The organism is Chlamydiales bacterium (assembly GCA_031292375.1).
Lineage (GTDB): Bacteria > Chlamydiota > Chlamydiia > Chlamydiales > VFKH01 > JARLHF01.
The window spans coordinates 42120-62290 of sequence record JARLHF010000008.1 but is presented as its reverse complement, the minus strand read 5'-3'; the positions used below and the strand labels follow the sequence as shown (position 1 = coordinate 62290).

The window sequence follows — 20171 nt, the reverse complement described above, 5'->3', positions numbered from 1 at the left end:
TAACGATTTGTCTTATAAAATTATTGGAGCAGCTATTGAAGTCCATAAGGTGCTTGGAGGGCCTGGTTTGCTTGAAAGTGTATATGAGTCTGCATTATGTCATGAATTGTCGTTGCAAGGATTGCAAATTCAAACACAAGCCCCTCTAAATGTAATATACAAAGGGTGTAAAATTAGAGAACCACTTTATTTGGATATCCTGGTTGAAAATAAAATTATCATTGAAATTAAAGCAACAGAGAAAGAGCATTCTGTTCAACTTCTTACATACTTGCGCTTAACAAGACATGAACTAGGTTTACTCATTAATTTTGGCAATAAACAAGTAAAAAACGGTGTAGAACGCATCATAAATGATAAATTATAAGTCTCCGCGTCTCCGTGTTTTAACTATTCAAGTTATTGATTAGCAGATAGTTGAAAATCGAGCTGGCGTTTATTAAGCAAAAGAATACGTAAGCTTAGTTGATTAAACTTGAGGTTGTTTGCTTGATTGTCATAATTATTGGCTTCCTTTAGCTTAGCTTTTACGCTTTCATAAAGTGCTTCGCTTTCAGTTTTGTTGTATGCGTGAAGGAAACAAGGTATCAAAAGAAACAATAAAACATAACGCAAGTACTTCATACAATGCTCTTTAGTTTAGCTATTTCGAGAAGAAGTTTTATTTGTTGAATTTCTTGATAGCGACACTATAAGGCCTTAAAAAAACACAAAAGTCCGAACCTAACACACGATTTGAAGATTGAGCACGAAAATATTTACGAAATCTTAATTAAAATAATTTATCAAGAAGCGGCCGTTGTTTCGTAGAATCTGAAAAAAACTAGCACAAGCAGTACGCGTGTCCAAATATAATAAGATAAAATTTATATTATCTTAATTAAGCTAGTCCAGCAGAGACTGCACTGGGAGTTCTTGACCTTGTTTCGCTAAAATTTTGTTTTCTTTTGCAATAAGATTTGCATCTGCAAGAGTGATAATAATACTTTTATCGATTGTTGAGAAGAGATGTTCTTCCACTGCATTAGAAATTTGTTTAGGAGTAACTTCGAGTAGTTTGTTGCGAATAACTTGTCTTGTTTGATTGGTAATTCCTAGTTGAAAATCTTTATAAGCTGATAAGGCTTGGGCTTGGATGCATTTTTCTGTATCTAGCATGCGAATAGCAGAGAATTGTGCTTTGGTAATATCTTGAGCAGATACTTTTTTTTGGACAACTGTTTCAATTGTTTTTTTAAAAACATCTAATGTCTGTGCAATGTGAGCATCTGCACTACTACACAGGGCAATATCCCCTGTATATTGTATTCTAATACCGGGACCATAAGCTCCGCTTGTCTTTCTTAACTTATTGTATAAAATATTTTCAAAAATATTTGTAGCTACAAGAAGAGCTGAATAGTCTTTATGTAAATAATTTATTGCTCGAAATACCTGACACGTAGAAGCTATAGGCATTCTAGCTTCAATTGCGTGAGAGCAAATTAATGGTATTAATAGGTCCTTTTTTAGAGGTGTGAAGCCGGCATGGCTTTTTGTGCTAAAATCAAATAAGTGGTGGTCCACAATAGTTTTAAAGGTATCATCATTACAAGTGATTAAAAGATGTGGCTCTGGACATGAATAAAGCATTTTTTTTAAACAAGATAATTTTTCTATAACTTGGGATGTTTTGTCTAGATGTGATATATTTTTAATGGCCTTAAAATAGCTAATACCGTTCCATAATTCCTCTAAGTAATTGTTTGCAGAAAATCCGCTTGATCCCCGTTTATATACATAATCGAAAGATTTTTTGGATAAACTATCCTCTAAAGTCGATAATTCTAAAAACAGCATTTGTGAAGTTGGCAATTGACTATAAAATGGCGGAGTAATCGTCTTTTGTAGGGCTGTAAAAAGCTTTTTGATTTTATAAGACAATCCTTTAACGTGTAGGCGAAGGCTGGATCTATTTGGTTCTGTATTTAGACGACAAAGAATTTCCTCACCATCTATCCCAATACTTCCATTACAAAGTAATGGAAGGAGAGCGAGTAATTCAGCGTCTTTGATTCCAGGAAGCTCAAACATTAGGTCTAGATATACAAGTCCATTAGTAACGCAAGGATGATGAAATATATGGATATTGTTAATTTTTGTTGCCGTTAAAGCAGTTTTTTGAGAATTAATTTTAACAGGAATATCAGAAAGTAGCAAAAGTGGTGATAAAGAAATATTTGAAGGAGAAGAAAGCTTTACCATATTAGATTTTATTGTTTTTAGGTCTTGTTGTGACAAGATATCCTTAAATCGCGAAAGTTCCTTTTGTTCTTTTAGTTCTTCCTTTGAAAAAAAATGAGAATCTTGTACAAAAATCAATCGTGTAAAGTCTGGGTTTTTAAGTAAATATTTGTTAATAAGTTTTTGGAAATAGGAAGGATTTGTTTTGTAAAGTTTTTTTAGTTTTTTAAAAGTTGAAGAAAATTTTAGTGTTTCTATAACATTCCCACCATAGAACTTCGTTTGTAACGCATTGTTACACCATTTCAATATGGGTGGACCCCCATTTTCTTTTATTAATTCTAAGCAATCAATTTCTAAAGAAGAGAACGCGTTGTTGATTATTTCTTGATCCAATCCAGTTTTAGTAAGTTCTTTCAAAATTTTAAAAATTTTTGCTTGGATAAGTTCTAAATTTTCCTTACTGCATCCGTAACAGGTAAATTGAAAAATAGTTCTCTGTAAATCGAAGGTTTGTGCTTGAATACTTTGCGCAAGGCTTTCATTTAAAATGGGATTAAATAGCTCTATATTATCAAAAAAATTTTCAAGAATTAACAGAGCTAGCTTTTCTACATGATCAATGAAAGATGTCGTAAGCCAGCTAAAAGCAATGCATTCTTCTTTAGTTAAGTCCTTTGGAACTAATATTTTTTTTGTTATGGGGCTTAGTATTTCTTTTTTTTGATTAATAAGAGAAAGGGGAGCTGTTTTTTTAGAATCTTTTAAAATCTGTTTTTCTAGACAATTAAGGTGCTCTTGTAGAGAAAAATTTCCATAAAAAGTAAATATGCAATTGCTAGGCTTATAAAATTTTTCGTGAGAAGCTATTACATCATTACAAGTTAGTGACCTTAATCCTTTCAGACTTCCTCCGTGATTGTGTCGATAACAATTTGGCAAAAGATACCGTTGTGTTGCTTTTAGATGATGCCAAGCCACTTCTGCACATTTATTCTTCATTTCATTATAAACTACACCATTAAAGCGAAGTCCGCTGTTAATATTATTTAGGCTTTTTAATTCTATGCGACATCCCTCTTGAAAGAATAAAAGTTCACTTAAGCATGGATAAAAACACCCATCAATTTGTGCTTTCAGCAAATTATAAAAATCCTTTTTTATTAAGCTAGAAGCATAAAATACGGTAAAATCTTCATTTGTAGTCGCTCGTAAGCTTGTATATAATGATGTAGTTGATTGAGACAAAAAGTCTTGATTTGTGTTTTTTGATGATGCCATATGCTCTAAAACATGAAGAGCTCCTTTATCGTTTTCTGGGCGTGTTTGAAAAGCAATGCAATAAAAATTTTCCGGATCATTATTTTCAAAATGGAAGATAGTTGCTCCGCTTGGCTCATGAACTATCTCTCGAAAAAATGAATTTAGTTCATCAATTTGAGCGGTTTGTATTACAACATAATCTTTGTACCTATCATTGCTTGATGCTAAAAATTTTGATGACATAGATTAGCTTGCCTTTTGAGACTTAAGATAAAATCTTTGAAAAAATATTACGATCTTCCATCATCACTTCAGACTACATTATAGAATGTTTTTTTAAAAATGAATTTTTAACAAGCAAATTGCGGTGGTTACGGCTATGATTTCAAAAAAGAATAAGATAAAAGGTTTTATTTATAGAACGTTTAGGAGTAAAAACCGAAGCATCTTTTCTCTACTTTTAACACTGAATATCAATTCAAACAGCCTTAAAAATAGCAATTTGTCCAACAAAGCAATTTCCAGGATATGCTGATAAAGTCGTTTTATGGATACAATTTAATATCTCCCTGATTGATATTTCATTGCTTCAGCCTAATCTTTTAAGCAGGTGTAAATTAGATATGCTTTAGGCGTCAAAATTGCTGATTCAGATGTTGCTACCTCTTACAAAAACCAAGCTTATTCTAGTGGTTGATAAGCATTTAGAGAGGCGTAGAGGGAAAAAAATCAAAGCTACAGCTACTTACAGAGACCCTGTTGCTTCTTCAAGAGGTTGGTTAATAAAATGTCTAGGTCTAAAATGGGTAATCATATCCGTTAAAGTGTAATTCATAAGCCTTTCCTGGCTACCATTTTTGATCTCCAATTTTTTTGCAATTTTGCCTTTTCTTTAGAATAGAGGCATAAATCTATATAAAAGGCATCTGTTGATAAAAAGTTATCCCATAGTCGCCTACGTCAGTATCACAAACATAATTAACAATGATCTCTAAGTTTGGGAAATCTAGTTTTAATTTCGCTTGCCATATATCGACAAGCGCTTTAGCTAGGACAATCGATTTTTCTTCAAAATCATCTTCATTTTCAAAATATGAGTCTACGGTTAATAAGTTAATCCAGAATTCAGGATTTATTTTTTTTTTAAGTAATTCTTGATATCTTTCTTCAGAATATTTTTCTTCCAAAAAGATGTAGTTGTCTTTTTTTATAAACTTAGGCCAAAAAAAATCTAAGAATGTAAAAAATATTTTAGATTCGATTTGCTTATCTTGTACAAGCCAATATAAAGCTGTATATATTGAAGGTGTATTGTTATCCATAATGCCTTTATTTTTTACCTAGGAATTTCATCTGGTCTAGCTTCCCTTACTTGAGGATTACCTGGTCTAGGCCCTGTAGGAGATGGATTTATTTTATTTTCTTTTATATTTGGCCTTGGTATATTGCCATGAGGCTTTCCAGGCCTCTATATTGTTTAAATGTTCCATCTTCATTAAATGTAGTATATTTTCCTTCAGCACCAGGTTGTTCTATAACACTGTGTGGTCGCCCTTCTGCTTGGGGGTCTGGATCACAATGAGTACAATAATACAGGGTCTTCGCCCTGCAAATTATATACACAAACAAGTTCAAGAATTGTTTGTGCATAACTATTCAAGCTATTGATTAACAAACAGTTGAAAATCGAGCTGACGTTAAATAACCTTAAGACAGCCTTACTATAGCTTCTTTCAAGTAAGTGATAAATAGATCGACTTCTTCATGCGTGTTGTAAAGGCCAAAAGAGACTCTCGATACAGTTCCAAGAGAAAATCTGCTCATAGTAGTTTGTGAACATAAGTGCCCCGTGCGAATAGCAACTCCTTTAAAATCAAGAAAAGTACCTAAATCTAAGGGATGAATACCTTCTACGATAAAGCTTACAAGTGAACCTTTTTTCTTTGCTCTACCAAGTATTGTAAGACCTTCTATTTTTTCTAACTCTCTTATCAAATGATCTAAAAGCGCTATTTCATGCCTTTCTATGTGGCTTAGCCCAATATCTTTTAAATAATCAAGGGATGCACCAAGACCAATCACCTCTGCAATCATAGGAGTTCCTGCCTCAAACTTCAAGGGAAGCTCATTATAAGAGCTTTTAGAGAGGGACACCTTTTGAATCATGTCACCACCTGCCTGATAAGGAGGCAATTGTTCAAGTAGCTCGTATTTGCCATAAAGTATTCCAACGCCCGTTGGGCCATAAACTTTATGACCAGAAAATGCAAGAAAATCTGCATCTAATTCTTGTACATCCAAAGTAAGATGAGGTGCACTTTGAGCCGCATCTATAAACACTTTAGCATTAAAACGGTGCGCCTCTTCGATGACTTTTTTTATAGGATGAAGTACGCCTAATGAGTTGGAAATGTGAGCAATACTTACAAGCTTTGTACGTTCATTCAAAAGCTTTTTATAAGCCTCAAAAATAATTTCCCCATTATCGTCGATAGGGATAAAACGTAAATGTGCACCTCTCTCTTCACAAAGAATTTGCCACGGCACAATGTTAGAGTGATGTTCACTTTCAGAAAGGATGATTTCATCACCCTCTTGTATCATAGCCTTTCCAAAGGAGCTTGCAATCAAGTTGATACTCTCTGTCGTACCTCTTGTAAAAATGATTTCTTCCGATCTTTTGGCATTCAAAAAATGCTGCACTTTTGTGCGCGCTTTATTATAAAGGCTTGTTGATTCCATAGAAAGGGCATAAACAGCTCTGTGCACTGTTCCATAATGATTTTCATAAAAATCTGTGATGGCCTCTATCATAACTTTTGGCTTATGAGCGCTTGCTGCTGTATCAAAATAGATAAGCGGTTTACCATGCCTTATGGCTCTTAACATGGGAAAATCTTCTCGCAAAAGAAAAAGATCTTTCATAAACTTCTTCCAAAGGGTAAAAGGTCTAGAATTTCTTTTGTAAATCCTTGTATAAGAAGCTTCCTTGCTTTTGCATCACTTATGCCCCTTGACTTCAAATAAAACAGAGAATCTAAGTTGAGCTGACCAAAAGTTGCCCCGTGAGACGCCTTTACGTCATCTGCAAAAATTTCTAAATTTGGTTTACTATTGGCAATTACGTAAGGACTTAAAAACAGATGGTTGTTTAGTTGAAAAGCATCTGTCTTTTGAGCTTCTGGATGAACATAAATTTTCCCCTCAAAAGAAGACTTTGATGTGTCACTGAGCACGCCTTTAAACAACTGCAATGACTTGCAGAAAGGGGCTACATGCTCTATAAATACGTTTGTATGAGACTCTTGATTTTTTTTCAAATCCCATAAACCATACAAAGCACACTCGCTATTTTCTCCTAATAACGAGACATAAAAATCTTGTCTAAACGTCTTTGCACCCCTTGTATGGCTTACTGCTTGAAACAAGCTATTTTTTTTAAGCTGAGCCCTTAAAAACTCAAACTGCCATGACTTAAAAGAGCTATCAAGTGTGCTATAATGAACTTTTGCTCCCTCATCGACAACAAAATCGTACATTCCACTCAAGAAAACATCTGCATCTTTTTCTTGAACTGTTTTTGAAACGAAAGAGACTTCAGCAAATGCACCTACAAATAACTGCACTCTTGGAAAACAAAGTGGGGATTTATTTGTAACTACATGAAGAATCTGTATAGGAACCTCTATTTTAATTTTAGGAGGAATATAGATGAAAGCGGATCCAGAAGATAGAGCCATGTTGAGTAGAGCAAAAGCATCCGTTTCTTCTTTTAAACTCTTTCCTAAATGGTTATTTAAAAAAGTTCCATAAGTTCTAAATGCGTCTGAAAGGGCTTTCCATACAATGTTATGCTTAATAGAGCTCATATTCGAAAGACTCTTATCAAATTTTCCATCTACAAAAACAATGCAAGAGTGTCTACACTCTGAAAGGATGTGAGACTCAATATCTTCCACTTTTAACTCTTCCAAGATCTGCTCTCTTCCCAAAAACTCTGTTACGTACAAGGTGCGAAGAGGAACGTATTGATAAGACTCTTTTCTTTTCTTAGGAAGACCCAAATCTAAAAAACGATCCCAAGATCTTGCTCTAAAGTGTTGCAGCGCATCTTCTTTTGAAGCATTTGCATAGTGCTCATGCAATGAGCGCAAAAATAGATCTTCTTGCAAAGGTTCTAATAGAACATGTCCAGACATTAAGATTCATCTCCGACTGCTGCTAAAAAGGCGTCATACCCTTTATCTTCCAAATGGAGTGCAAGTGTAGAAGGGCCAGACTCTACAATTTTTCCATCCATCATCACATGCACAAAATCTGGCTTAATATAATCTAGAAGACGCTGATAATGCGTGATTAAAATAAGCCCCTTCTCTTTATTCATCAAGCGATTAACACCCCTTGAAACAACTCGCATTGCATCGATATCTAAGCCAGAATCTGTTTCATCTAATATAGCAAGCTTTGGATCAAGTATCGCCATCTGCAAGATTTCATTGCGCTTTTTCTCACCCCCAGAAAAACCCTCATTCACACTTCTTGTGATAAACTCTTTTTTCATCTCCACAAGATCCATCTTTTCTTGTAAAAAGATAGAAAAAGCCTCTTCAGAATAGGAATCTTGCGATAAAGCCCTTCTCTTTGCATTGAAGGCTTCTCTTAAAAACTGCTCATTACTAACACCTGGAATCTCTGGAGGATATTGAAAGCTCATGAAAAGCCCCATCATGGCTCTCTCTTCTGGATCTTGCTCTAAAATATTTTTTTTGCAGAATATAACTTCTCCATCCACAACCCCGTAAGAAGGATGACCTGCCAGTACTTTTGCAAGCGTTGACTTTCCAGCTCCATTTGGTCCCATAATTGCATGAATCTCTCCAGGAAATACCGTGAGATTAAATCCCTTTAAAATAGGTTTGCCATCAATTGAGACATGAAGGTTTTTAATATCGATTAAAGGCTCTTTTACATTCATGTTTATCCAACCGAGTTTTCAAGTTTTAATGAAAGCAGTTTTTGTGCTTCTGCTGCAAATTCTAAAGGAAGCTCTTTAATGACTTGCTTACAAAAGCCATTGACAACTAAATTAACAGCATCTTCTCTTGCAATCCCTCTGGACTGAAAGTAGAAAAGTTGCTCTTCATTCATCTTAGATGTAGATGCTTCATGCTCTACTTCACTTGTGGCATTTGCAACTTCAATATAGGGAAATGTATTTGCTGAACACTTATTACCAACAAGCATAGAATCACATTGCGTATAATTTCTTGCGCCTTCTGCTCTTGGAGCAATTTTTACAAGACCTCTGTAACTATTGGAAGAAGTATCTGCTGAAATCCCCTTAGAAATAATTGTTGACCTTGTATTTTTCCCAAGATGAATCATTTTAGTGCCTGTATCCGCCTGCATCTTCCCATTAGTAAGAGCTATGGAATAAAACTCTCCAACAGAATCATCCCCTTGCAAAATACAACTTGGGTACTTCCAAGTGATTGCAGCGCCCACCTCTACTTGTGTCCATGAAATTTTCGATGCCTTTCCAAGGCATCTTCCTCTCTTTGTAACAAAGTTGTAAATACCACCGAGGCCTGTTTTTGGATCACCAGAATACCAGTTCTGCACAGTAGAATATTTAATCGATGCATGATCTAAGGCGACAAGCTCAACAACTGCTGCATGCAACTGATTAGTGTCATAAGCAGGAGCTGTACACCCTTCCAAATAACTTACAGAAGCATTTTCTTCTACAATGATAAGTGTGCGCTCAAACTGCCCTGACTCTTTATCATTAATGCGAAAATAAGTAGATAACTCCATGGGGCACTTGACACCTTTTGGAACATAGACAAAAGAGCCATCGGAAAAAACAGCCGAATTAAGCGCTGAAAAATAGTTATCACTTATGGGAACTACACTTCCCAAATACTTTTCTATAAGCTCTGGATATTTATGTACTGCCTCGGAAATGGGGCAAAGAACAACACCTGCTTCATCTAACTTTTTTCTAAAGGTGGTCCCAATAGAAACAGAATCAAATACTACGTCAACTGCAACATTTGTAAGTCTTTGTTGCTCATCAAGTGGAATGCCCAATTTTTCAAATGTTGCCAAAAGTTCTGGGTCTACTTGGTCTAGGCTATCTAATTTTGGCTTAGTTTTTGGAGCAGAATAATAGCAAATATTTTGATAATCGATTTTTGGATAAGATACATTTTGCCAAGAGGGCTCTTCCATTTGCAACCAAGCTCGGAAAGCTTTCAGGCGAAATTCCAACATAAATGCAGGCTCTTGCTTCTTAGCAGAAATCGCTCTGATAATCTCTTCATTGATTCCCTTGGGCAGAGAGTCGGTTTCAATATGAGTTACAAACCCATACTTATACTCCGTCTTTTCTGAAGAAAATTGATCCACAGGATCATGAGCCATAAAAGAATCCTCTCTAAATTCAGAAGACATTTTACTCTAAATAAGAGTTATACACAAACAAGTTCAAGAATTGTTTTTTTGACTGCGCCAAAGCCCCGAGGTTCAACGATCATAATCAACTCAATATTAGCAATATGGAGTTGATTATGATCGTTGAACCGCGAAAGCTTTCGCGTTGTCAAAAACCAATTCTTGAACTTATTTGTGTATATACACAATTAATAAGACAAGATAGGAAGCTTGCCACTAGGGACAAATGTGCCAAAAATTGCATCCATGGCAGATTCTCTTGTATCAGGATCATCTTCATAAGCAACCATTATAGTTTCTACTGAATCGAATAAGGATAGGGCATAAGGGCTTCCAAATAAGACAAGAATAACAGGCCTTCCTTGCAAAGCACTAATTAGTTTCAGCGTAGATGAAGAAACATTAAAATTATCTTTTGAAAATCGACTCAGATCAAACAAAGAAATAACAATTGTAGAGGAAGGGGAAATGAATGGGCATTCTTCCAAAGAAAATTCTTTATTTAAATAGTAAGCTCCTTCAATAATCCCTTGCGTTTCTCCTCCAATTTGGAAATGAACGATTTGATCCGTTGCAATGGGAAGCAGATGATTTTGGTCTCTAACAAGAGTCAAGGATTCTTTATATAGTTTGTGCTTCAATGCTTTTGCATCCTCAGTAAACAGCTCATCTCTTGTTACAAAAGGAACATGCGAGCAATTAAAAAGATTGCAAACCTCTTTTGCTTTCAATATCTTTAAAACCCTCTCATCTAATTGTACCTCAGAAATTTTTCCATCTATCACAGCTTGTTTTATTGCAAGGATGGCTTCTGGAATATAGATAGAATGAATCTCTTCAATATCCTCAAAAAGATGCGCTCCAAAAAGAAGCAAATCATTACCGGCTAAAAATGCACGCAGCGCCGCTTCTCTTGGAGAAAAATATTTCATCACACCCTTCATATTTAAGGCATCTGTAATAACAAGGCCATTAAACCCAAGTTGTTTTTTTAAAAGACCATCTACAATATTAGAGGACAAAGAAGAGGGAAAAAGAGATGACTGGTCAAGACTTGGAATCGATAAGTGTGCTGGCATAATAGCTCCAACCTTGTTTTCTATCATAGCCACAAAAGGGACAAGCTCGCTATTTTGCAATTCTTCCATAGAACGCTCTATAACAGGAAGGTCCAAATGAGAGTCTACAAATGTATCTCCATGCCCAGGAAAGTGCTTAGCACAAGCCAAAACACCCTCTTCTTGAACTCCTCTCATAACAAGCAAGGCTTTTCTTGCAACATCTTCTGGAATATCTCCAAAGGAACGCTCTCCAATAATAGGATTTGCAGGGTTTGTATTTACATCAACAACTGGCATTAGGCCCACATGAATACCTACTAATGCAAGCTCTCTTCCTATCTCTTTTCCAAAAAGATAAAGAAGAGATTCATCTTGTATGGCTCCAAGAGCCATATTCTTTGGAAAACGAAGAGCAGGCTCAAGGCGCATGGTAAGCCCCCACTCCGCATCTTGCATAGTAATCAGGGGAATTTTTTGCATCTTTTGACAGCAATTGATGATCTCAATTTGAACAAGAGGATCTCCTTGAGTTAAAATGATACCTCCAAGGCGCTGGCTTTGAATTGAGGTTTTCACCCTTTCCATTAGCTCTGGAGTCAACTTACCCCCAATAGGAGCTACAAAAAGTTGTCCAATTTTTTCTTCCAAAGAAAGTGTGCTTAAAACTTCTTCAGGAGACATTCCTGCATATAAGGAAACACTAATACAAAAAAATAGTAAAAAACGAAGCATACATAGCTCAAAACAGAAATAACAAAGGAGCAGTCTACTTAAGTTACATCTAAAGAAGCAAGTGTTCTTTTAATTTTTTCTTTTATCATTAAATTATTCCCTTGCATTCCCTGCTTTTTATCTTCTATTGCCTTAATTATCTTCTCTTTCTCAGCAGTTAAAGCAGGATTACCAACAGATGCATCATCTGGCCAAACCATTTCATTCGTTCTTGGATGCATGACACGATGTTTGCCATCAGAACGCTCCTTTCTTAATTGAGTTGCATCATTCCCAAATGAACCTATAACAGCCTTTGCAGCTGCATCCAAAGATTTTCGACCTATCCAAGAAATATAAGTATTACTATTTTTAATACTTTTTAAAGCAACAGGCTCCTCTAAGAGCTCTTTTGTAAATGGATCTTTTAACTCATCAGGAATTAGATCATCTCTTCTTATTCTTTTAAGCAACTGAACACGCTTTTGAAGCGTTGCTTCATCTACCACTAGCCTGCGAAATGAATCATCAAGACCTCTACTCTCTATTTCTATAAGCGAAATAGGATGCAACTTACTCAATATTACTCCAATTTTGTCCCATAAAACCTGATTATCTGCAATTTCTTTAGTAGTCACAATTTTTTCTTTTGTAGGATCCTCTGATATTTCCCTTATTCTTTTCTCTAATTTTTCTTTATACCTGCAGGTGCTACTTTTCTTTGACTTTACTTTCGAAGCAGGCTCAGAATCATTAATCATATCCTCTAAAGTTTTCCTAAAATTTTCTTGTGAAACGCACTCTAGTGCATCTAGAATGTCTACTCTTTTTAGAGAGGGATTAGGTAATCCTGGCTGTCCACTTCGTGAACATATTTCCTTGTAAAGCGCATTAACCTTATTGAAAAGTAGTGCATCATACTTGTTTTCTGTTGCATCATCTAGTCGCACATAAGAAAAAATAATTTGCCTAGCACTTTCACTATTATACCAATTCCTATCCCCAAAATAGTAATTAACCATTCTAAATATGGCTGCAACAATAACAGAGACTCCATACAGATAATGCTGAATAAAGTTTGCTCCTGCTTTAACCTTAGCAGGCTCTAAACAAGCTGACATTCTATCTAGATTACACTCATTAATAAAATAATTACCATCTATTATGCGTATCATAATGCTAACTCTTTCAATTTATTAAAGAGAGTAGCGTATAGATAAATCATTAATTTATTATAAAGATTCATCAAAGAAGGTTTGCTCCTAGTCAACTTTATTATTTTTTGATATACTGGCGTAAGAACCTGCTTTGTAGGAAAAAATATGCTCTCTAAATTTTTAGATCCAAAAAATGATTTTGCTTTCAAAAAGATTTTTGGCACAGAAAAAAATAAAGATATCCTCATTCATTTTCTCAATGATACCCTCACTTTCAAAGAGGGTTTTCCCATTCAGGAAGTAACTTTCTTAAAGACAATTCAAGATCCAGAAATCATCTCAAACAAAACTAGCATTGTTGATATTCTCTGCAAAGATGAAAGAGGACACACTTACATCGTAGAGATGCAGGTCGCAAAAGAAAAGGGTTTTGAAAAAAGAGCACAATACTACGCCTCTAAAGCATATATCTCTCAAACAAAGGCTGGTGGCGAATATCACAATCTTCAAGAGGTGATTTTTTTAGCTATTGCTGATTTTATCATGTTTCCAAATAAAGAATATTTTAAATCTGATCACGTAATTCTCGACAAGAAGAGCTATGAAAATGATCTCAAAGACTTCTCTTTTACCTTTGTTGAGCTTCCCAAATTTCACAAAACAATAGATGATCTCTCAACGATGCTTGACAAGTGGGTCTACTTCTTTAAGCATGCTGAAGACACTTCAGAAAAGGAAGTTTCTAGGTTAGGAGCCCATGATCCTATCATGGAGAGGGCCTATGAGGAGCTCAACCGTTTTTCCTGGAGCGATATCGAGCTTTTAACCTATGACCAAAAAGACAAATATGCCCGCACCTACAAAGCCTCTATGGATCAAAAATTTGACGAGGGAGAAGCTGTAGGCCTTGCTAAAGGTATTGCTACGGTTGCAAAAGCGATGAAAAGTCAGGGCATGACATGGCAAAGTATTCACGCAGTTACAGGCCTATCACAAATAGCAATTGAAACCCTTTAAAGAGCTTGACGTTTTAGCATGGTTTTAAAGAGACCCTCTTCTGAAGAAAGCTCCTGGAACGATCCTTCTTGTATAACCCGTCCCTTTTCAATGACATAGATGCGATCTGCATTTTTTATGGTGCTAAGCCTGTGAGCTATTACTATGCGAGTAACTTTTAACTTATCCAGGTTCTCTGTTACCAAATCTTGCGTTTTATTATCTAAAGCACTTGTAGCCTCGTCAAAAATTAAGAGCCTAGGATTAGAAATAAGTGCTCTTGCAATAAGAAGACGCTGTGCCTGCCCTCCGCTGAATGCACCTCCACCGCTTTGAACCACTGTATGAAGCCCCATAGGAAAACTTTCTATATCCTTATCAAATCCAGAAACCTTCATTGCATATTCCACCTGTTCTTTTGTGTAGGTACCACCACAAACAATATTTTCATACAAAGACCCAGAAAATATAGCTCCATTTTGCAATACAACACCAATCTGATGACGTACATCTCTTAAATCCAAGGAAGAGAGGTCTTTGCTATTGTAATAAATACTACCAAACTCTGGAACCTCAAAACCAAGTAATATCCTAACAAGAGTAGACTTGCCACACCCAGAAGGCCCTACAATTGCAATAAATTCACCCGGATTTGCATACAATGACAAATTATCCAAAACCAAAGGTGATTCCTTTCCATAACGAAAAGAGATATGATCTAGCACTACATCACCCATAAGCCTTCCAGGCTTAATTTTTTCTGCATTAACCTCAGGATCTGCTTGTAAAATAACTTTTGATCGCTCCCAAAGAGGGATAACTTGCACTAAATTGATAAGTGTATTGCATACATCAAAAATTGCTTGAGAAAAGGGAACATAAGCTGCCAAAAATGCAATCAAGGAACCAACAGAAAGAGTCATCAAAGCTTGTCCTTGCTCACTATCTTCTAGCATATTCATAACGACCGTAAACAAAACCATCGACGATAAGATCGGTAAAAATGCCGTCATTGTAGTTACAACGTTTTGAATAGAGTAAGAATGTGCTCTCAAACGTCTGTTTTCAGTAAAATACTTGCTCCAATAAGCAAAAGCTCGGTTTTCAGCACCACTGATTCTAAGTTTTCCAACACCCGAAATAATCTGTACGACAATGCCATTTAAAATACCACTTACAGCCAAAATTTTTCTTTGCAAGATCGTTTTTAAGACGATACAAATGCCAGAGACAATCACGCTAGATACAATAATAGCAAGTCCCACAAGGGCAAGTAGAGGGCTGTAGTAAAGCATTGCAATAAGATAAAAGAGTGAGAATATTCCAGAAAGAAGGATCTTAACGGCTGTACCACTTATAAGTTGATGAATTTGTGTAATAGAATATACCCTCTGTATCAAATTACCAACGGTAAATTGCCTAAAAAATGTAGTTGGAAGGCTTAAAATACGATCCCACAAAGCGGTTTCCATCTTAAAGCCAACCATTTGAGTGAGTCTTAGCATCGTTAAAGAGCGTGCCAATGTAAAAATCGTCATGCTAAATGCAACTAAAACAAGACCTACAACTACTTGCCATAAAAGATTCGCCTCCCCAGCCCCTATTACATCACTAAACAACACTTTATTCAAGAAAGGAGGAAACAAGCTTATAATGCCACCAAGAACTCCTGTACAAGCGATTGTAAGCATTTCTCTTCTTCTTCCAAACGCACAGAATTTAAAAATCGAAAATCCACTCAAAGCACCTTCTGGAAATGGTTGATAGAATGTGTAGGCCTCACTCGATAATTTAGATGCAGTTTCTTGATTTAAAGGCGTTCTCTCTAAAGTAATAGGGTCAATAATCTCATAATAAGATGGGTTTTTATTAATAAGTGCAACAGGACGCATTCCATCTTTATAAAAAGCAAGAAGAGGCAGTGAATCAAAATTCCAAAAATCATCTTTTAGCGTAACTCTTCGCATCTGTGACCTTGCTTTTTGACACAGCTTTAATAATTGCGTGTAAATAGGATCCAAAGGCCTTTTATCTTTAACAGGGGCAAATTCAATACCCATTTCAATACCGACTAATTGACAAGCCCTTAGTAATCCATCTCTTCCAGGCGTTACTTGTGGATCTGGCTTTTCTTGCAAAACACTTGCCATATTTTTCAGTGACTGATCCACAACAGATGCATCTAAGACTTCCCTTTCATTAACTCGTTTTAAATCATCTTCTTGCTTACGTTGAATGCTTAAAGTGACAAGCTTTAAAGAATGCTCTTGGAATAATCTAAAACCAGTCCAAAATTTTGGATGTGCTACTGCCTCTTCTGTTGTCATCCCTCTTAGCACAACATGCGTTGCTGCCGTGGATATCCAAGAAATATGATTCAATGGATAAACACCTGCCTCTTTATCAATTTTCAAAGAGTCGAATCCAAATAAGTTGCATTCCCCCTCCAATACCTCTACCCAAAGAATGTCTTCCTTTTTCTTAGGGTCAACGCTTTTAAAGGGTGCAATGATTTTTCCTGTATCTACATCTAATGTGTCATCTGATTTGATGACCAAATCATTCTCTTCCAACTCTAGATAGGCTACTTGACTTGCAAATTGATTAATCCAAAAGTCTACTTGCAAAGAAAACTCTTTTCTTATTTCAAAATCATCTTGACAGGCAGAAGAGAGTGAATCCGCTCTCATTTTCTTCCACTTTGCCTTAGAGTGGGTCATAATAAGGATAGCCGTTGGGTCTTCTGGAGTGATCGTAAAGCCAAAAATTAGAGATCCAGGTTTTACAGAACTCAAGTAAGTAAGGGGCCCCTTGTCTAGAACACCATTTTTAACAAGCGTGCCCGTCCTCTCCATTGCAAAAATAGCACCTTCTCCAGACTCTATCATCCATATGGCATCTGGATAGGCAAGAAACCTTCTATGGTTTGAGGGAACTTCTTGAACATCTCCTTCGAGAGTAGAAATCTTAGATAGTTGAACAGAGATTGTTTTGTTATTCTTCATGACATTTCTTTTAATACAGATTCACGGTTTACCAAGTCTTGATATAATCCAGGAGTAGATTTTAATTCAAAATGAGTTCCTCGTTGTACAACCCGACCTTTATCAAGCACAAGAATTTCATCACATTCTTGAATGGTGCTTAACCTATGCGCAATCATGACACATGTGCAACCACGCTGTCGAATATTTCTAGAGATGATTTCTTCCGTTTTAGAGTCTAGAGCACTCGTTGCCTCATCCATGATAAGAACTCTTGGTGAACAGACCAAAGCTCTTGCAATTTCAAGCCTTTGGCGCTCTCCACCGCTAAAATTAGCCCCCTCTTCCTCCAATAAAGTATCGTAACCATGCTGTCTTAGAATGATCTCTTCATGAATGCAAGCATCCTTTGCAGCTTGAATAATCTCTTTATCTTCAACAGTTGCATCCCAAAGGGTTAGATTTTCTCGAATTAGCCCTGAAAATAAAAAGATTTTTTGATCCACGGCAGAAAGTGAATTATGAAAAACGTAAGCAGGTATATCAGGACGCAATTTTCCATCATAAAAAATTTCACCACTCCATGGCTGATATAAACCACTTACAAGCTTTGCAATTGTCGACTTACCACAACCAGATGGCCCAACAAGAGCTATTCTCTGTCCAGGCTTTAGCGTAATATTCAAATTCTCAATTAAGGGAGGATCCAGCGGGCTATAACCAAATGTCACATTTTTAAATTCTAAATACCCTTCAAGGCGAGTAATCGAGTGATCATCTCTCTTACCTTTTTCTGAAAGCTGCAACACTGGATCTTCTGCGTTCTTCAAAACATCATCCAGCCTTGCAATATCGATCTTAATTGTTTGCAGTGTGCTGCCTAGATTAACCATCTGTGCAACAGGAGATAAGAATGCCCCTAAAAGTCCTTGTAAAGCAAGTAACATACCTATTGTAAGCTCACCATGCAATACTTTCCAACCACCAATTCCAAGCAGTGCAGCTGTAGAAATCCCCTGTAAAAGAGCTGGAAATGACGTTAAAATGACGTCCTTTAAATTAATTTCTCTCTGAGCATTTACCGTTTTAGTATAATAGCCAGCCCATTTCGTAAATAAATCTGCTTCATTACCAGCAGCTTTAATACTCTCAATATTTTGCAGCGCACCAATTGCAAAACCAATACTTTTTCCCGTTTCTTGTTGTACTCTTGCGTAGGCATCATTACGAGATCGGTTAATTAACCATAAAATCAACAAATTCAAAAAAGCTGCTAAAATACCAATTAAAGCAATCGTTACATTATATTGAAACATAACAAAGGCATAAAAAATGATAAGCACGATATTGATAAAAGTAGTTGCTAAATTACCCGTTAGCGCAGATGTTACAGCTTCATTTAATGTTATACGATGAGCAATTTCTCCACTAAAGCGCTGCGCATAAAAAGAAACAGGAAGCCTTAGTATGTGCCAAAAAAATTCACCTGAAAATCGAATGGACAACTTAGAATATAATCTATTTAAATTTGTACACTGTAGCCAAGTAATTGCTCCAACCACAATTACAAGCCCTAACAAACCAAATGTTATACCATTTTTCCATCCTAAGTGATGTGCACCCAAAACCTGGTCGTAAAAGATTTGCGTGATCGCTGGAACTGCAAGCCCTGGCAAAACAAGAAAAATACCCGCCAAGCTAATAAATGAAATAGGAGTCATAACGCCCCAAAGGCGCGCCTTTAACATAGGCCAAAGAGCCGGAGCCTTTCCAACCTTTTTAAAGTCTTCTCCTGGTTGCATTGTAATGACAACGCCCGTAAATGCTTTGTCAAATTCTTCATAACTTATCTTTCTAGGGCCACTAGCAGGGTCATTAATGTATATAAACTTCTTTGAAAAACCCTCTACAACAAGAAAATGGTTAAAATTCCAAAAGACTACAAAGGGAAGTTGCATCTCTTGCAAATCTTCCATCTCGGCTTTAAATCCTGCCGACTCCATACCATACTTTTCAGCTGCCTGAATTAAATTAAACGCATTGCTTCCATCTCTTGAGACACCGCACTCTATACGTAACTCTTCAAGGGGAATAAATTTTCCGTAATATCCAAGCACAATTGCAAGCGATGCAGCTGCACACTCTACAGCTTCCATCTGTATCACTGTTGGAGTACGATGTCTTTTTTTCCACCTATCAAAAATTTGCATCATTACTTTGTCTCTTTTCCAAAATGACCATCGGGATAAATATTAGGGTTTTCTCCTAAAGGCTCTTTTGGAGGAGTAAACCAAAATGGAAAAAGATAGGAAATAGGTCTTTTATCTTCTGTCACTATTTTAACTTCACAGATAGATCCTATCTTCAAATAACTATTAGGACCACGTTCAGAAGACCATTTATATCCAGAGGGCTCTTGAGGATCAAGAATCGGATGAATTAAAACAGCAATAACCGCAGGAGCTCCCTGTTTTATATAACTTATAAGCTGTGGATTTCTTAGAACTTGAAGAAGGTCTAAATCAGATGCAGGAAATTCTGATACATCAAAAACAGTTCCAAGTAAATACCCATAAGTTTGTGTATCCACATTCTCAAGGGCCATTTTTACTTGCATGCCAGGCTTTATTTGCTCTCCATCTTTTACACGAAAATAGGCATGACACACAGGCAGCATATCTTCTCGAAGCGCATGATGTGCCCAAGCAATAGGCGTTCCAAAGCCTACAACACTACCAACGGTCACATCATATTCAATGACTTTTCCAATATTGGAAGCATAAACATTTACAATGCTTGGCTTCCTTTTCAAATCTGCAAGCAATATCTTTTCTGCTTCCAGCTGCAGATTTAGCGCATTTTGTTCTTGTTCTGACTTTTGACTTACTGCTGCCTTCATACTTGCATTGAGCGTTTCTACCTTTAACTCTTGCTCTCTAATTTGATCAATAAGCGCTTGGTCACGAATTTTTGCAACAACTGTTTCTGGAGTCACCCAGTCGCCCACTTTTACATTCGTCTCTGCAACAAGTCCATTTATGGTAGAATAAATACTAAATAAACCGCGCTCTGTTAAAATAACACCCCTTCCGTCCACTTCAATGGGTATGCGACCGACAAAAGCCCAAACAAGCCCTATAAGGATAAGGAAACCCAGGCAAAGAAGAGCTATCCAGCCTTTGGGCCTTACAACGATCATGACCCTGTCAAGCTGCTCAGGAGATGAAAGCCTATCAACTACCCCCTCTCTAAATGGGGACTCATTCTCACTCTCATCTTTATTATTGTCTTCATCTTCAGGAGAATCTTCTTTACCCATA

14 protein-coding genes are annotated in these 20171 nt (G+C 36.4%); 2 read left to right on the top strand and 12 right to left on the bottom strand.

Going from position 1 to position 20171, the window contains the following annotated elements:
* Window positions 1-367: GxxExxY protein (locus P4L16_01660; protein MDR3623826.1), on the top strand; the 367-nt coding region annotated here is incomplete at its 5' end.
* Window positions 368-399: 32 nt separating this feature from the next.
* On the opposite strand, the gene P4L16_01655 is transcribed toward P4L16_01660, so the two are convergent.
* From P4L16_01655 to P4L16_01615, 9 genes are all read right to left on the bottom strand, one after another.
* The gene (locus P4L16_01655; GenBank protein ID MDR3623825.1) at window positions 400-624 is read right to left on the bottom strand and encodes a hypothetical protein; all 225 of its coding nucleotides are present in this window, start codon (window positions 622-624) and stop codon (window positions 400-402) included.
* A 261-nt stretch (window positions 625-885) separates the two neighbouring features.
* Window positions 886-3729, bottom strand: coding sequence for an insulinase family protein (locus tag P4L16_01650; GenBank protein ID MDR3623824.1), 2844 nt, complete (start codon window positions 3727-3729; stop codon window positions 886-888).
* Window positions 3730-4397: 668 nt separating this feature from the next.
* Window positions 4398-4808 (bottom strand): hypothetical protein, encoded by a 411-nt coding sequence (locus P4L16_01645; GenBank protein MDR3623823.1) that lies wholly within the window; start codon window positions 4806-4808, stop codon window positions 4398-4400.
* Between the two features lie 385 nt (window positions 4809-5193).
* Window positions 5194-6411, bottom strand: coding sequence for a SufS family cysteine desulfurase (locus P4L16_01640; GenBank protein MDR3623822.1), 1218 nt, complete (start codon window positions 6409-6411; stop codon window positions 5194-5196).
* Window positions 6408-7685, bottom strand: coding sequence for a SufD family Fe-S cluster assembly protein (locus tag P4L16_01635; GenBank protein MDR3623821.1), 1278 nt, complete (start codon window positions 7683-7685; stop codon window positions 6408-6410). Before P4L16_01635 ends, P4L16_01640 begins: the two co-directional genes overlap by 4 nt.
* Window positions 7685-8461 (bottom strand): Fe-S cluster assembly ATPase SufC, encoded by a 777-nt coding sequence (sufC, locus tag P4L16_01630; GenBank protein ID MDR3623820.1) that lies wholly within the window; start codon window positions 8459-8461, stop codon window positions 7685-7687. The genes P4L16_01635 and sufC overlap by 1 nt, the downstream gene beginning before the upstream one ends.
* A gap of 2 nt (window positions 8462-8463) precedes the next feature.
* A complete protein-coding gene (sufB, locus tag P4L16_01625; GenBank protein MDR3623819.1) occupies window positions 8464-9912 on the bottom strand; it encodes a Fe-S cluster assembly protein SufB in 1449 nt (482 codons plus the stop codon).
* A gap of 218 nt (window positions 9913-10130) precedes the next feature.
* Window positions 10131-11735 (bottom strand): glycoside hydrolase family 3 N-terminal domain-containing protein, encoded by a 1605-nt coding sequence (locus P4L16_01620; protein MDR3623818.1) that lies wholly within the window; start codon window positions 11733-11735, stop codon window positions 10131-10133.
* 38 nt (window positions 11736-11773) lie between these two features.
* Window positions 11774-12889 (bottom strand): hypothetical protein, encoded by a 1116-nt coding sequence (locus tag P4L16_01615; GenBank protein MDR3623817.1) that lies wholly within the window; start codon window positions 12887-12889, stop codon window positions 11774-11776.
* Between the two features lie 147 nt (window positions 12890-13036).
* Between P4L16_01615 and P4L16_01610 the strand changes: the two genes are divergently transcribed.
* Window positions 13037-13888 (top strand): Rpn family recombination-promoting nuclease/putative transposase, encoded by an 852-nt coding sequence (locus P4L16_01610; GenBank protein MDR3623816.1) that lies wholly within the window; start codon window positions 13037-13039, stop codon window positions 13886-13888.
* On the opposite strand, the gene P4L16_01605 is transcribed toward P4L16_01610, so the two are convergent.
* Genes P4L16_01605 through P4L16_01595 form a run of 3 tightly spaced genes read right to left on the bottom strand, consistent with a single transcriptional unit; the run spans window position 13885 to window position 20170 of the window.
* Window positions 13885-16872: an NHLP bacteriocin export ABC transporter permease/ATPase subunit gene (locus tag P4L16_01605; GenBank protein MDR3623815.1), complete on the bottom strand. Its 2988-nt coding sequence runs from the start codon at window positions 16870-16872 to the stop codon at window positions 13885-13887. The two genes, P4L16_01610 and P4L16_01605, sit on opposite strands and share 4 nt — an antisense overlap.
* Window positions 16869-19064 carry an NHLP family bacteriocin export ABC transporter peptidase/permease/ATPase subunit gene (locus tag P4L16_01600; GenBank protein ID MDR3623814.1) on the bottom strand — a complete coding sequence of 732 codons (2196 nt, stop codon included), beginning with the start codon at window positions 19062-19064 and terminating at the stop codon, window positions 16869-16871. The genes P4L16_01605 and P4L16_01600 overlap by 4 nt, the downstream gene beginning before the upstream one ends.
* Window positions 19064-20170, bottom strand: a complete 1107-nt coding sequence (locus P4L16_01595) for a hypothetical protein (protein ID MDR3623813.1) — start codon at window positions 20168-20170, stop codon at window positions 19064-19066. Before P4L16_01595 ends, P4L16_01600 begins: the two co-directional genes overlap by 1 nt.
* Window position 20171: the final 1 nt, after the last annotated feature.

What these genes read in the sequence shown, in the direction of transcription:
- P4L16_01635 (MDR3623821.1), bottom strand. Translation starts at nt 7,685, where the DNA reads ATGTCTGGACATGTTCTATTAGAACCTTTGCAAGAAGATCTATTTTTG.
- sufC (MDR3623820.1), bottom strand. Translation starts at nt 8,461, where the DNA reads ATGAATGTAAAAGAGCCTTTAATCGATATTAAAAACCTTCATGTCTCA.
- P4L16_01640 (MDR3623822.1), bottom strand. Translation starts at nt 6,411, where the DNA reads ATGAAAGATCTTTTTCTTTTGCGAGAAGATTTTCCCATGTTAAGAGCC.
- P4L16_01645 (MDR3623823.1), bottom strand. Translation starts at nt 4,808, where the DNA reads ATGGATAACAATACACCTTCAATATATACAGCTTTATATTGGCTTGTA.
- sufB (MDR3623819.1), bottom strand. Translation starts at nt 9,912, where the DNA reads ATGGCTCATGATCCTGTGGATCAATTTTCTTCAGAAAAGACGGAGTAT.
- P4L16_01605 (MDR3623815.1), bottom strand. Translation starts at nt 16,872, where the DNA reads ATGAAGAATAACAAAACAATCTCTGTTCAACTATCTAAGATTTCTACT.
- P4L16_01655 (MDR3623825.1), bottom strand. Translation starts at nt 624, where the DNA reads ATGAAGTACTTGCGTTATGTTTTATTGTTTCTTTTGATACCTTGTTTC.
- P4L16_01595 (MDR3623813.1), bottom strand. Translation starts at nt 20,170, where the DNA reads ATGGGTAAAGAAGATTCTCCTGAAGATGAAGACAATAATAAAGATGAG.
- P4L16_01650 (MDR3623824.1), bottom strand. Translation starts at nt 3,729, where the DNA reads ATGTCATCAAAATTTTTAGCATCAAGCAATGATAGGTACAAAGATTAT.
- P4L16_01600 (MDR3623814.1), bottom strand. Translation starts at nt 19,064, where the DNA reads ATGATGCAAATTTTTGATAGGTGGAAAAAAAGACATCGTACTCCAACA.
- P4L16_01620 (MDR3623818.1), bottom strand. Translation starts at nt 11,735, where the DNA reads ATGCTTCGTTTTTTACTATTTTTTTGTATTAGTGTTTCCTTATATGCA.
- P4L16_01615 (MDR3623817.1), bottom strand. Translation starts at nt 12,889, where the DNA reads ATGATACGCATAATAGATGGTAATTATTTTATTAATGAGTGTAATCTA.
- P4L16_01610 (MDR3623816.1), top strand. Translation starts at nt 13,037, where the DNA reads ATGCTCTCTAAATTTTTAGATCCAAAAAATGATTTTGCTTTCAAAAAG.